We start from the raw sequence: 13,959 nt of genomic DNA, 5'->3' as shown, positions 1-13,959 counted from the left end.
TGGCCGGACCCTTTGCGGGTCCGGCCACTGCTGTTGAGAGCGGAACTACTTGTTGCGGTCCTCGTCGATCTGGTCTTTGTCGATCAGATCCAGGTCCTCTTCATCGAAGTCGTCCTCATCCAGCTCTACGTCCTCCGGGGTGTCGGACTTGTAAGGATCGGCGTCCCCGGCATGCTTGGCGCCTTCGGCCAGCGCCGCCACCTCGGCGTCGCGCTTCTTCGCCGCCCGGAGCAACTCCTCAAGGTTCGAGGCGTTGACCGGAATCTGGTCCGCCACGAATTCGAGGGTCGGAGTCAGGCGCACGGTGATGTTCCGGCCGACTTCCTGACGCAGCACGCCCTTGGCCTTCTCGAGGCCCTTGGCAGCATCAGCCTGGGCCACTTCGTCACCGAATACCGTGTAGTAGACGGTGGCGTGCTGCAGGTCGTTGGTCACCCGCGAGTCGGTCACGGTGACGCCCTCAAGCCGAGGATCCTTCACCCGCCGGCCCAGGGCCTCAGCAACGACAACCTTAATCCGCTGCGCCAACTTGGCAGCCCGTGCGGGATCAGCCATTTCCACTCCTAAAAGATTTGGATGAACGACGACGCATGTTAGGCGGGGTCGCTCGTTTCAGTTTTCTGCCACGCACTACGGTGAGTCAACGACGGACTCCCGTGGGAATTTTTCCGGCGGCCTGGGTGGCATCCAAGGCGGCAGCCGAGGGACCCGATGCGAGCTTGCGAGCATTGGGAAGGCTGACGCCGCTGCCGAAGCTGGGCGGCAATGGATCGCAGATCCATTGCCGCCCAGCGTAGGGGCGGGGCCGCCGGAAAAATTCCGACGGCCCCACCCGCGAAGCAACACCTTAGACGCGCGGCTTTTCGCGCATCTCGAAGGTCTCGATGATGTCACCTTCGTTGATGTCGTTGTACGAGCCAAGACCGATACCACACTCGAAGTCCGTGCGGACCTCGGTGGCGTCGTCCTTGAAGCGCTTGAGCGTCTCAACGGTGAGGTTGTCGCCGATGATCTTGCCGTCGCGGGTGATACGGGCCTTGGCGTTGCGCCGGATAACACCGGAGCGGACGATCGAGCCTGCAATGTTGCCGAACTTGGAAGAACGGAACACTTCGCGAACCTCGGCGGTGCCAAGCTGGACCTCTTCGTACTCCGGCTTGAGCATGCCCTTGAGGGCTGCCTCAATGTCATCGATTGCTGCGTAGATGACGGAGTAGAAGCGCATGTCCACGCCTTCGCGGTCTGCCAGTTCGGCAACACGCTCGGCGGGTTTGACGTTGAAGCCGATGATGACGGCGCTGTCGACCGTTGCCAGGTTGACGTCGTTCTGCGTGATCGCACCGACACCGCGGTGGATGACGCGGAGCTGGACACCCTCGCCGACGTCGATCTTGAGCAGCGCGTCTTCGAGGGCTTCCACGGCACCGGACACGTCACCCTTGAGGATGAGGTTGAGGGTGTCGATCTTGCCTTCGGCGACGGCCTGGTCGAAGTCTTCCAGGCTGATGCGCTTGCGGCGCTTGGCCAGGGCGGCGTTGCGGTCAGCGGCTTCACGCTTCTCGGCGATCTGGCGGGCGGTGCGCTCGTCAGCGGTCACGAAGAAGGTGTCACCGGCACGCGGGACGTTGGACAGACCCAGCACCTGCACGGGGCGGGACGGGCCGGCCTCGGTCAGGGCGCTGCCGTCGTCGTCGAACATCGCACGGACGCGGCCGTGGGCCGTGCCTGCCACGATGGTGTCGCCGACGTGCAGCGTACCGGACTGAACGAGGACGGTGGCCACGGAACCGCGGCCCTTGTCCAGGTTGGCTTCGATCGCGATACCGCGGGCGTCCTTGTTCGGGTTGGCGCGCATGTCCAGGGCAGCGTCTGCGGTGAGCAGGACGGCGCCGAGGAGCTCGTCGATGTTGAGGTTCTGGCGGGCAGAGACCTCCACGAACATGGTGTCGCCACCGTATTCTTCCGGAACCAGGCCGTACTCGGTCAGCTGGCCGCGGACCTTGTCCGGGTTGGCGCCTTCCTTGTCGATCTTGTTCACGGCCACGACGATCGGCACGTTGGCCGCCTGGGCGTGGTTGAGGGCTTCAACGGTCTGGGGCATCACGCCGTCGTCCGCTGCGACCACCAGGATGGCGATGTCGGTGACCTTCGCACCACGGGCACGCATGGCGGTGAACGCCTCGTGGCCCGGAGTATCGATGAAGGTGATCTTGCGATCGAGGCCTTCGTGGTTGTGCGTGACCTGGTAAGCACCGATGTGCTGCGTGATGCCGCCGTGCTCGCCCGCCATGACGTCGGACTTGCGGATGGCATCGAGCAGTCGGGTCTTACCGTGGTCAACGTGACCCATGACGGTGACGACCGGAGGACGTGCCTCGAGGTCTTCGTCGCCTTCGGCTTCGAGCTCGGCTTCGAAGTCGATGTCGAAGGTGGAGAGCAGCTCGCGCTCCTCGTCCTCCGGCGAAACAACCTGCAGCTTGTAGCCAAGTTCCTCACCCAGCAAGGCGAACGTCTCTTCATCCAGCGACTGCGTGGCCGTGGCCATTTCGCCGAGGTGGAACAGAACGGTCACCAGCGCTGCGGGGTTCGCCTCGATCTTGTCGGCAAAGTCCGTGATGGACGAACCCCGGCGAAGCCGGACTACGGTGTTGCCGTCGCCGCGGGGCACGCTTACGCCGCCCAGCGACGGAGCACTCATCTGCTCCAGTTCCTGACGCTTGGCACGCTTCGACTTGCGCTGCTTGCCGCGTCCCGCGCCGCCCTTACCGAAGGCGCCCTGGGTGCCGCCGCGACCGCGACCGCCCTTACCAAAGCCACCACCGGCCGGAGCGCCGCCACCGGCACCGGGAGCACCGGTACCCGGAGCGCCACCCGGACGGCCCGGACCACGGCCGCCGCCACCGGGACGGCCTGCACCTGCGGGTGCGGGACGTTCGGTGCGGTTAGGCATCATGCCCGGAGTCGGGCGGTTTCCGCCGGCTCCTGCCGGACGACCAGCGCCGGGAGCGCCCGCCGGACGCGGGGCGCCGGGGCGGGGGCCGCCTGCGCCGGCTGCCGGACGCGGACCACCCGGACGGGGGCCGCCAGCGCCTGCTGCGGGGCGCGGGCCGCCGGGGCGTTCGCCCTCGGTGCGGCTTCCGCCCGGACGCGGCATGCCCTGGGAAGGAGCGAACGGGTTGTTGCCCGGACGCGAGGGACGTTCGTTATCGCCGCCGCGGCCTCGGGGCATGCCCTGGGACGTGGCAAAGGGGTTGTTGCCGGGACGGGGACCGCCCGGACGGGGTGCGGAACCGCCCTGGCGTGCCGGAGCAGCCGGGGTTTCAGCCTTGGGGGCCGGACGCGCACCGGGCTTGACGCCCGTCGAGGGAGCAGCCGGGGCCTGGGCGGCCGGGGCTGCCGGAGCCTGGGCGGCGGGGGCAGCCGGAGCGGCGGGCGCGGCGGCAGGTGCCGCAGCGGCCGGAGCCGGAGCTTCAGCCTTGGGTTCTGCAGCCTTGGGCGCAGCGGGGCCGGGCGCAGGCGCCGGGCGGGTCGCTGCCGGGGCGGCAGTTGCCTGGGGGGCGGACGCCGGAGCTTCGGACTTCGAAGCTGCAGGGGCGTCGGGGTAAGCGTTGCGCAGTTTCCGCACAACGGGAGCCTCGATAGTTGACGAGGCGGAGCGAACGAATTCGCCCAGTTCCTGCAGTTTGGTTACTGCATCTTTGGAAGTAATACCGAGCTCTTTAGCAAGCTCATGTACGCGGACCTTGGCCACATTTCTCCTGTCTCGGTCCGCACCGAGCCAGGCACGAACCGTCTACTTCTTACTGCGGGCCTCCGCCGCGAATGCAGCTGAAAGGCCCATTGCAGAGCGCAACAAAGTTGTCATCGTTGCGCACTCATCGCTGGGAACTCATCGGGTTTCCATCAGTTTTCTGACCCGCTTTCAGGTTGGACGGTTGTTGCTGCGGTCACCGTAGTGCCCACGGCTTGCGTGCCGGCAGTGATCCGGCGTTCGACGTCGGCGGTACCGGCTGCGCCATGGAGGGCGCGGCCGAATGCTCGACGTTTCACCGCCAGTGCCAGGCACTTCTCGCTGGGGTGCAGCCATGCTCCCCGGCCAGCCATCCGGCGTCGTTCATCCACCACGACGGCGGACGAACCGCCGGCGCCGGCGACGAGCCGGAGTAACTCCGACCGCGATCCCTTTTGTCGGCATCCGATGCAGGTGCGCTGCGGCTGATTCCCGAGGTGTTGCACATGTGCCACGTTCGAGTATCTTCCTGCCAGTACATCTGTTTGGTGAAAATCTGCGCCCCCGGGAATCCGGAAAAACCCGGACGCGCCAAAGACACACGGATACCGGCCGTTAGGCGCGGTCATGTCTATTCTAGCCCCTCCGGCGCCCGGGTCCGGAACCCTGGCGTGCCGCCAGTGACGAAACCAGGGGTAAGTCCGTGAGGCAGCACACGAACAGCGGGCCGCGACGGCGGCCCGCTGTCTATATTTCGTGTGCGTGGGCGCGCGCGCCTGAACGCTATTTGCTGCTATTGACGGCGGCGTCGGAGACGATGTCGATCCGCCAGCCCGTGAGCTTGGCGGCAAGGCGGGCGTTCTGGCCCTCTTTGCCGATGGCCAGGGAGAGCTGGTAGTCGGGAACAACCACCCGCGCGGAACGGGTCGCCTCATCGGTGATGGTGACCGAATTCACGCGCGACGGCGAGAGGGCGCTGGCGATAAAGGTCGCTGGGTCGTCGCTGTAGTCGACGATGTCGATCTTTTCGTCGTTGAGCTCGGTCATGACGGCCCGGACACGAGACCCCATTTCGCCGATGCAGGCACCCTTGGCATTCACGCCGGGGATGTTTGCCTTGACCGCGATCTTGGTGCGGTGGCCGGCTTCGCGGGCAAGCGCCACGATCTCGACGGAACGGTCCGCGATCTCGGGAACTTCGAGTTCGAAGAGCTTCCGGACAAGCCCGGGGTGTGAGCGGGACAGCGTGATGGACGGGCCCTTGGTGCCGCGGTGGACGTCGATCACGAAGGCGCGCAGCCGGTTGCCGTGGATGTACTTCTCGCCGGGAACCTGCTCGGGCGGGGGCAGCAGCGCCTCTACCGTGCCCAGGTTCACCTGAATCATGTGCGGGTTGTTGCCCTGCTGGATGGTGCCGGCTACAAGCTCACCTTCACGGCCCTTGAACTGGCCCAGCACGTTGTCGTCCTCAGCATCGCGGAGGCGCTGCAGGATGATCTGGCGTGCCGTGCTGGCCGCGATGCGTCCGAAGCCCGCCGGGGTGTCCTCGAATTCGCCGATCGGGGCGCCGTCGTCGTCGATCTCCGTGGCCCAGATGGTCACGTGGCCGCTCTTGCGGTCGAGCTCGGCACGGGCTTTCTCGAAAGCGCCGGGGGTCTTGTGGTAGGCCACCAGCAGTGCCTGCTCGATCGTCGGAATCAGGAGATCCAGCGGGATTTCACGCTCACGCTCCAGGAGTCTCAGCGCGCTCATGTCAATATCCATTAGGCCTCCTCAGAAGGTCCATTGTGTTCTTTTTCCAGACCGGCCTCTTCGAGGTGGCTGAACTCTATCTCGACTTTTCCGCTGCGGACCCTGTCGAAAGGAAGCTTGACGGGCTCGCCCTGCTTGGGTTTCATGCCCTTCTTGACGGCAATCTCGGGGACGAGGGTGACGCCTTCATCATCCACGGACTGGATCCTGCCGGTGACGTTGTCACCCTGGATCACATTGACGTTGACCATTCGTCCGCGGGCGCGGTGCCAGTGGCGTTCTTCGGTAAGGGGACGTCCGACGCCGGGCGACGAAACTTCCAGCTCGTAGGGACGCGCGTCCATGCTGGGGTCGTTGTCCAGGGTGTCCGAAAGGGTCTTGGAGATCTCGGCGATGACGTCGAGTCCGACGCCGCCGATCTCTTCCTGCGGCAGGTCTACCACCACGTGGACCACCCGGTTGGCACCGGCGACATGGATGGAGACGTCCTCCAGATACAATCTGTTCGCCAGCACTGCGGGTTCCAGGAGTGCATGCAGGCGCTCGGCCTCCACATTGTGAACGGGTGCGGCTTCAGCCTTCCCCGTTCCGGTCCGGTCTGTTGAAGTCGTGGCTTCTGCGTTGGTCATGATGCCGGCCGCCTCCCGCTAGATGATGTTGTGAGTACTAGCCTAGCGATTTTCCGGGCGGTGTGGTGCACGGAGTTCCGGGCCGGCATGACAACATGGTCTGTTGTGAACGACGACACCCGGGAAAAGCGATGGCAGGACCACTTTCCCCGGATGCTCCCCCGCTATGCGCTCCTGGCCTGCCTCGCCCTGGTGGTGATGAGCCTGGGGTTGGTTCTGACGCCGGCCCGGCCGCCGGAACCCAGGGAGACGCCCTTTTCCGAACAGGCGCGCGCCGCCGCGTTGAGTGAAACCCTGCAGCTGTTGGCGGCCAGCGACCGGCTTGGGACCGGGTCCCCGGACGGTTCAGCAGACCGCCCCGCGGGTGCCGGAAATGCCGCCGTCGAGCGGACTGTGACCTTGCTGACAACCCAGGCTGAGGCCCTCCTCCTGCCGGGGGAAAGCCCCGCGGGTGCGCCTGGCGCCTCGCCCACAGAGTCCGCCCCGACAACGTCCCCCGGTCCGACGCCTTCCCCCGCCGCACCGGTGCCTTCGTCCACCGGCTCGCCCACCGCTGGAACGCCCACGGGGGCTCAGCCGGCGACCGCTGCCGAGCTCGTGACCGCTCTTGCGGACAGCGGGCGCCAGCGCCTCGCGGATGCTGCCGTCGCCGACGGCGGTATGGCGCGGCTGCTGGCCGCCGTGGGGACCGCGCAGCTGTTGCAGGCGTCCAAGCTCGCGGCCGGCACCGGTACAGCGGCGCCGGCGCCACCCGACGTCGCCGCCCCGCATCTGTCCGGCACCTGCCCGTCCGAATCCTCGGGCGCGCAATCCCCGGAGGCGTCTCCTGATGCTGCGGACACCCCTAATACCCCTGCCACGCCCGACGGCGGCACAGCCGGGACGCCCGGGGCAGATGCCGCCGTGGGAGCCGCCCTGGCGGCGGTCGCCCGGACCGAAGCGCGGGCCATCTACGCCTATCAGGTGGCCCTCCCCCGCCTGGACGGGGAGGCCGCGAAATCTGCGGCCGAAGGACTGACGCGCCACGACGCGCTCCTCAGCGGTGCCGAAACCCAGGTCCGGCTGCACTGCTCCACCGTTCCGCCGCGCGAGGCGGGCTACACGCTGAACCAGTCCTTCCTGGCCTCTCCCGCCGCAGGCCTCGGCAACGTCGAAGCGGCCGCGTTGCCGGTCTACGGGGACCTTATTGCGCTGAGCGACGGAGAGACACGTCAGTGGGCCGTCGCAGCCCTGCTCGGCTCCGCGAAGCGCGCAGTGCTCTGGGGTGCGGATCCCGGCGCCTTGCCCGGCTTGGACACCGTGTCGCTGCCGAAATTGCCGGCCGGCTGAACGGCGGAACCAAGCCTCGGCTTATTTTGCTTAGCCTTGGGATACTGGCCAGCCCGCCCCACGGGTGATTTGCTGTAGTCATGGACACGACAGGCGCCGCAACCCTTCATGAGAACGAGCCCCACCACAATGACATCGCGCACCGCCTCAATTGGCTCCGTGCGGGCGTCCTGGGGGCCAACGACGGCATCGTCTCCGTCGCCGCGATCGTCGTGGGCGTCGCCGGCGCCACGACGGACACCGGGGCGATCCTGCTTGCGGGCACCGCAGCGGTCGTGGGCGGTGCCATCTCGATGGCCCTCGGTGAATATGTGTCAGTCAGCAGCCAGAAGGACAGCCAGCACGCCTTGATCGAGAAGGAACGGCGGGAACTGGCAGAACAGCCGGAGGAGGAGCTCGAGGAGCTTGCCGCGATCTACCAGGGCAAGGGCCTCAGCCCGGAGACGGCACGCACGGTAGCCAAGGAGCTCACAGCCCACGATGCCCTCGGTGCCCACCTCTCAGCCGAACTCCACATCGACGAGACCGACATCGTGAGTCCTTGGCACGCGGCCTTCGCATCCGCCATCGCGTTCTTCATCGGTGCCATCCTGCCCATGCTGGCCATCCTGCTGCCGCCGGAAAACATCAGGATCCCGCTGACCTTCGTGGCCGTGCTTGTTGCGCTGGCGGCCACCGGTGCTGTGGGCGCGTGGATCGGCGGCGGCTCGAAGCTCAAAGCCGCCGTCCGCGTGGTGATTGGTGGCGCCGCGGCGCTGGTGGCCACGTTCGTGATCGGCAACCTGCTCGGCGCGAGCGGCATCGTCTAAGTCCCGGGCCCCACGTCCGGGGCGCCCCGCGCCGGGCATTTACGATAGGTCCCGTGAGCCCGATCCCAGACGTCCCCATCCCGCCCGATCTTTCCCGCCGTTACAACCGCACGGCTGCCGGACGCGACTGGCTGGCATCCCTTCCCGGGCTGATAGCACAACGTCTGGACCAGTGGGAGCTTGTGCCGGACCTGGCGCCGGGCGCCCTGCCCTGGAGCGGTCACGGCGGCGTCGCCATCCCTGTGCGGCGCCGGCACGGGGACGAGTCCACCGGCAGTGGCAACGCCGGCCATGCCGGCAATGATGCTGTCCTCAAGGTGGCTTTTCCGCATGAGGAAGCCACCCGGGAACGCCACGCCCTCGCCTTGTGGGGAGGCCGCGGCGCCGTCCGGTTGCTGGCCGCCGACACCGGATCCTGTGCCTTGCTCTTGGAGCGGCTGGAGGCCGGCCGCTCCCTCCAGGACGTCCCGCTGGAAACCGCCGCGCCGGTGTGGGGCGGGGTGGTCCGCGAACTGAGCGTCGTCCCCGATGATCGGCCCGAGTGGCAGGAAATCGACCACGTGGCGGCGCGGGCCGAGCAGTGGAGCGATGAATTCCCCGAGACGTGGGAGCACTTGGCGCAGCCGTTCCCCCGCTGGCTGCTCGAAGCAGCGTTAGAGGTCTGCCAGACGCGCGGCGCGGTGGGCAGGCGGTCCGGCACGGACGTGCTGGTCCATGCGGACCTGCACTACCTGAACATTCTGGCCCGGCCCGGCGTCCCGGAGGCCGGCATCGGGCAGGAGGGGCCGGCGGGGCTAGTGGAGCGTTACGCCGCGATCGATCCGCAGCCCATGATCGGCGAGGCGGAGTTTTCCGTGGCCCCGGTGTTGTGGAACAGGCTCGGGGAGTTACCGCGGAAGGACCCGGGACGGGCGCTGCTCGCGCGCTGCCGGGATTTCAGCCAGGCAGCCGGTCTCGACGCCGAAGCCGCCCGGCAGTGGAGCCTGGCGCGCGAGGTCGAGAACGCCCTCTGGTATGCCTCTAGGCGACATCATGAAGGCGATCTGGCGCGTTCGCTGTGGGTTGCGAGCACGCTGGCGGGCCGGCCCCTCCCCGGGCTCCCTGCTCCACAGGAGCTCCCAGCCCCCGGAGAAGCGCTTGGGGCAGGGCCTGGAGAAGCAGCCGGAACGGCGGCCGGTTAGCCCCGTACGGCCGCCAGTGCGTCGCGGACGGCGTCGACGGCGACTCTGACGTCGGCGTCGTCCGTGCTCCAGTTGCTCACCGAAATCCTCAGGATATCGCGGTCCTGCCAGCGCGAACCGGACATCCAGACGCGGCCGTCGCTGATGATCCGCTCCGTCACTGCGCGTGTCACGGCGTCGTCCCCGAAGGCCAGGGAAACCTGGGTGTAGTCGACGTCGTTGAGCACCTCGACGCCTTCCAGCGCGGCAAGCTGTTCCGCTAGTTGCGCGGCCCGCAGCACGAGCGTGCGGACCTGGCCGGCGACGCCGTCGCGGCCCAGCGATTTCAGCGCAGCCCACACCGGCACGCCGCGCGCACGGCGGGACAGCTCAGGGACGCTCTCGAACGGGTCCCCGGCACCGTCCGCGGCCTGGATCAGGTAGCTCGTGTGCAGTCCCATCGCCGAACGCAGCGCCCGGGCGTCGCGCACGATCGCGATCCCGCAGTCATAGGGCACGTTGAGGGTCTTGTGCGCATCCGTCCCCCACGAGTCGGCCAGCCGGAGCCCGGCGGTCAGGGCGGATAGTTCCGGCACGGCCGCCGCCCAGAGCCCGAAGGCGCCGTCCACGTGCACCCAGGCGCCATGCGCTTTTGCGACGGCGATCGCCTCGGCGAAGGGGTCGAAGGCGCCCGAATGCAGGTTCCCGGCCTGCAGGCACACGAGGGCCGGGACCGGACGGCCCTCCCTCGCGCTGAGCGCAAGGTCCAGGGCGCAGTCCAGCTCGGCCGGGATGATGCGTCCCTGGCGGTCGGACGGCACCACTGTGGGATGACCAAGGCCCAGGTAGCGCAGGCCGAGGTCGATGGTGTCGTGCCGTTCCTGCCCCACGAAGCAGCGGATACGGGGCGCACCGGAGAGCCCGTCGCCGTCGAGGTCCCAGCCGGCGTCGGCCATGAGCCGCCACCGGGCGGCGGCGAGTCCGGTGAAGTTGGCCATGGTGGCGCCGGTGGCAAAGCCGACGTCGGACTCTTCGGGAAGGCCCAGAAGCTCAAGGATCCATTTGCCGGCGGCTTCTTCAATGGCGGCGGTGGCGGGGGTGGCGAAGCGAAGCCCCGCGTTCTGGTCCCAGGCACTGACCAGCCAGTCCGCCGCCAGCGCGGCCGGCAAAGTGCCGCCGATGACCCATCCGAAGAACCGCCCGGACGGCATGGCCATCAGCCCGGGTTCGGCCTTGGCCGCGAGATAGTCCACCACTTCCGCGGCCGGCATGCCCTGTTCGGGCAGCGGGCCGCCGAAATCGTCCGCGAGCTCGGCCGCGGTGGCCTGCGGCCCGATTCGACGTGTTCCCTGGCTCTCGAGCCACTGGCGTGCGTGCCCGGCCGCGGCTTCGAGGGCATCCCGATAGCGTTCCTCGCGTGCTGACATAGCTGCATGCTACGCCCGGGGCCACCGGACCGGGAGTCCCCCGCGGGAGGGGGCTCCCGTCTGCGGGCCCGCGCGCAGGCGGGCGCGCGGTCGTGGGTGCTAGGCGAAGTTGTCCTGCCAGACATCCGAGCCGAGCTTGACGATCAGCGCTCCGACCACGGCAAGGAACACGATCCGGATGAACTTGTTCCCCTGTTTGACGGCTGTCCGGGCTCCGATGTAGCCGCCGGCCATGTTCGCCATGCCCAGGAGCAACCCGAGGCCCCACAGCACGGCACCGTGCGGTATGAAGAACAGAAGGGCGCCGGCGTTCGTGGCCATGTTCACGATCTTGGCCTTGGCGCTGGCTTCCAGGAAGGCGTAGCCCATGGCGGAGACCAGCGCGATGATCAGGAAGGACCCGGTTCCCGGACCGATCAGCCCGTCATAGAAGCCGATCACGCCGCCGATCAGGCAGGCCACCACATAGTGCCGGTGCCCCGAATGGCGCAGCCTGGTCAGCTCACCGACGTTGGGCCGAAAGGCGGTGAACAGCGCGACGGTGATCAGCGCCGCCACGATGATGGGTTTGAACACGCTTGCCGGCAGGTTGGCGGCCAGCACGGCACCGCCGTAGCTGCCCGCCATCGCGATCAACGCCATGGGCAGGGCGGTGCGTAAGTCGGGCCGGACGCGGCGGTAGTACGTGACCGCGCTCGTGGTGGTGCCGAAGATGGAGCCCATCTTGTTTGTGGCCAGCGCCTGCACCGGGCTGATGCCCGGCACCAGCAGCATCGCCGGAAGCTGGATGAGACCGCCGCCGCCCACGACGGCGTCGACCCAGCCCGCCGCCAGACCCGCCACGACGATCAGGATGACGGTACCGAGCTGGATCGACTCAAGTCCTGAGACCACTACCTACGCGGCGTCAGCTGTTGCGGACGGCGTTGACCACGTAGTCAACAGCCTTGTCAACGGCCACGTTTTCGGCATTGCCGCTGCGGCGGTCCTTGATCTCCACGACGCCGTCCACGAGTCCCCGCCCGACGGCGAGGATGGTCGGCACGCCGACGAGTTCGGCGTCGCCGAACTTCACGCCCGGGGATACCTTGGGACGGTCGTCATAGATGACGTCGAGGCCGGCGGCTTCAAGCTCCAGGGCCAGCTTTTCCGCGGCCGCGAAGATTTCCTCGCCGCGGCCCACGGCCACCACATGGACATCGGCCGGGGCGACGGAGCGAGGCCAGACCAGGCCCTTGTCGTCGTGGTTGGACTCGGCGAGGGCCGCCACGGCACGCGTCACGCCGACGCCGTAGGAGCCCATGGTCACCACGACCTGCTTGCCGTTCTGGTCCAGGACCTTCAGGTCCAGGGCCTCGGCGTACTTCCGGCCCAGCTGGAAGATGTGGCCCATTTCGATGCCTCGGGCGGTTTCGAGCGGTCCGGAGCCGTCGGGCGCCTCGTCGCCGGCACGCACCTCGGTGCACTCGATGACGCCGTCCCAGCCGAAGTCGCGGCCTGCGACCAGGCCGAAGACGTGCTTGCCGGCCTCATTGGCGCCCGTGACCCAGGCCGTGCCGCTGACGACGCGGGGATCCACGAGGTAGAGCAGTTTGGCGGCACCTTCGGTGCCGAGCAGCGGGGCCTCGAGGGACAGGCCGGGGCCAAGGTAGCCCTTGACGATGAGCGGCTGCTTCTTGAGGTCTTCCTCGCCGGCGGCCTCAAGGGTGATCTCACCGGCGATGGGCAGGAACGCACCGATGTTGGCTTCGACGCGCTTGAGGTCGACGCCGCGGTCACCGGGCACGCCGATGACCACGATCTGGCGTTCGCCGGTCGGCAGCGTCACGGCGAGCACGACGTTCTTGAGCGTATCCGCGGCCGTCCAGGCGCCGCCGTCGGCCTCGCTGCGCGGAACCAGCACGTTGGCGGCATCCACGAGGGTGTCGATGGTGGGCGTATCCGGGGTGTCCCGGACTTCCGCGGCTGGGGCGTTGCTGAAGTCGATCTCCGCGGGGACCACGGTGGTGACGGCCTCGACGTTGGCTGCGTAGCCGCCGGCGGAACGCACGAAGGTGTCCTCGCCGATCTCGGTGGGGTGCAGGAATTCCTCGCTCTTGGACCCGCCCATGGCGCCGGCGGTGGCAGCGACGGGGATGACCTCAAGGCCGAGACGCTCGAAGATCTTCAGGTACGCGCCGCGGTGCGCCGCGTAGCTGGCGTCCAAGCCGGCGTCGTCGACGTCGAAGGAGTAGGAGTCCTTCATGATGAATTCGCGGCCGCGCAGCAGGCCCGCCCGCGGACGCGCCTCATCGCGGTACTTGTTCTGGATCTGGTAGATGCTCAGCGGCAGGTCCTTGTACGAGGAGTACAAGTCCTTGACCAGCAGGGTGAACATTTCCTCGTGGGTGGGGGCCAGCAGGTAGTCGTTGCCCTTGCGGTCCTTGAGCCGGAAGATGCCCTCGCCGTATTCGGTCCAGCGGTTGGTGGCCTCGTAGGGCTCCTTGGGCAGCAGGGCCGGGAAGTGGACTTCCTGGGCGCCGATGGCGGACATTTCCTCGCGGATGATCTGCTCCACCTTGCGCAGTACGCTCAGCCCCAGCGGCAGCCAGGTGTAGATGCCCGGCGCGGCCCGCCGGATGTATCCGGCCCGGACCAGGAGCCGGTGGCTGGCCACCTCGGCGTCGGCGGGATCTTCGCGCAGGGTGCGCAGGAACAGCTGGGAGAGTCGAAGGACCACAGGTGGGGTATCCGTTTCTGGGGAAGTGCGGGCGTAGCCGGGAAAACCGGAAATGCATCTAGATACTAATCTACCGTCCGGATGGCCCCCGCTTACCGCAGCGCCCTGCGGCGGCAGCGCTCATGAGATGCAAGAACGTGGAAGAGCCACGCCATGACTGATGGAAGCCCCTGGCCGTTTCCAGCTGGTCATCCCGTCATGGCGTGGCTCCGTGGCCCCAGCACCCCCAGATCTCAGGCTGTGAGCTACTTGGTGTCGCCTCCAGGCGTTGCCCTCCCCGGACTTTGCGCCGGGGAATGTGCGCGCCTATGCGACACGGCTAGGTAGAACCTATGTGACCGAGGGCCGGGAATCAAGAGTCTGCAACCGGATAATTTCTTTCCGGGCCCCAATAACATCAGCCG

At 67.7% G+C, this 13,959-nt stretch carries 11 protein-coding genes; 3 read left to right on the top strand and 8 right to left on the bottom strand.

The annotated features are described in order from the left end of the window. Positions 1 to 45: 45 nt before the first annotated feature. The 5 genes from rbfA to rimP form a co-directional block, all read right to left on the bottom strand. Positions 46 to 555 carry a 30S ribosome-binding factor RbfA gene (gene rbfA / locus BLR03_RS04050; protein ID WP_091249753.1) on the bottom strand — a complete coding sequence of 170 codons (510 nt, stop codon included), beginning with the start codon at positions 553 to 555 and terminating at the stop codon, positions 46 to 48. A gap of 292 nt (positions 556 to 847) precedes the next feature. After that, on the bottom strand, positions 848 to 3,751 hold the full coding sequence (gene infB / locus BLR03_RS04045; RefSeq protein WP_091249749.1) for a translation initiation factor IF-2: 2,904 nt from the start codon (positions 3,749 to 3,751) through the stop codon (positions 848 to 850). Between the two features lie 152 nt (positions 3,752 to 3,903). Continuing rightward, positions 3,904 to 4,359 (bottom strand): YlxR family protein, encoded by a 456-nt coding sequence (locus tag BLR03_RS04040; RefSeq protein WP_091249745.1) that lies wholly within the window; start codon positions 4,357 to 4,359, stop codon positions 3,904 to 3,906. Positions 4,360 to 4,513: 154 nt separating this feature from the next. Further along, a complete protein-coding gene (gene nusA / locus BLR03_RS04035; protein ID WP_091249742.1) occupies positions 4,514 to 5,494 on the bottom strand; it encodes a transcription termination factor NusA in 981 nt (326 codons plus the stop codon). Continuing rightward, positions 5,494 to 6,111, bottom strand: coding sequence for a ribosome maturation factor RimP (gene rimP / locus BLR03_RS04030; RefSeq protein WP_091249739.1), 618 nt, complete (start codon positions 6,109 to 6,111; stop codon positions 5,494 to 5,496). The genes nusA and rimP overlap by 1 nt, the downstream gene beginning before the upstream one ends. Positions 6,112 to 6,198: 87 nt before the next feature. Here rimP and BLR03_RS04025 point away from each other — a divergent pair, with 87 nt between their 5' ends. From BLR03_RS04025 to BLR03_RS04015, 3 genes are all read left to right on the top strand, one after another. After that, a complete protein-coding gene (locus BLR03_RS04025; RefSeq protein ID WP_091249736.1) occupies positions 6,199 to 7,440 on the top strand; it encodes a ferritin-like domain-containing protein in 1,242 nt (413 codons plus the stop codon). Positions 7,441 to 7,520: 80 nt separating this feature from the next. Next, a complete protein-coding gene (locus BLR03_RS04020) occupies positions 7,521 to 8,249 on the top strand; it encodes a VIT1/CCC1 transporter family protein (protein WP_091249733.1) in 729 nt (242 codons plus the stop codon). Positions 8,250 to 8,302: 53 nt separating this feature from the next. Next, on the top strand, positions 8,303 to 9,430 hold the full coding sequence (locus BLR03_RS04015; protein ID WP_091249729.1) for an aminoglycoside phosphotransferase family protein: 1,128 nt from the start codon (positions 8,303 to 8,305) through the stop codon (positions 9,428 to 9,430). Here BLR03_RS04015 and BLR03_RS04010 read toward each other — a convergent pair. From BLR03_RS04010 to BLR03_RS04000, 3 genes are all read right to left on the bottom strand, one after another. After that, on the bottom strand, positions 9,427 to 10,836 hold the full coding sequence (locus BLR03_RS04010) for a pyridoxal phosphate-dependent decarboxylase family protein (RefSeq protein ID WP_091249726.1): 1,410 nt from the start codon (positions 10,834 to 10,836) through the stop codon (positions 9,427 to 9,429). The two genes, BLR03_RS04015 and BLR03_RS04010, sit on opposite strands and share 4 nt — an antisense overlap. A 99-nt stretch (positions 10,837 to 10,935) precedes the next feature. Continuing rightward, complete coding sequence (locus tag BLR03_RS04005) at positions 10,936 to 11,730, bottom strand: sulfite exporter TauE/SafE family protein (protein WP_091249722.1); 795 nt, start codon at positions 11,728 to 11,730, stop codon at positions 10,936 to 10,938. A gap of 13 nt (positions 11,731 to 11,743) precedes the next feature. Beyond that, positions 11,744 to 13,555 (bottom strand): proline--tRNA ligase, encoded by a 1,812-nt coding sequence (locus BLR03_RS04000; protein WP_091249718.1) that lies wholly within the window; start codon positions 13,553 to 13,555, stop codon positions 11,744 to 11,746. Between the last annotated feature and the right edge of the window lie 404 nt (positions 13,556 to 13,959).

The sequence above is a fragment of the Arthrobacter sp. ok909 genome (genome assembly GCF_900104405.1).
GTDB lineage: Bacteria > Actinomycetota > Actinomycetes > Actinomycetales > Micrococcaceae > Arthrobacter > Arthrobacter humicola.
This window is presented reverse-complemented; position numbering and strand designations above follow the sequence as displayed.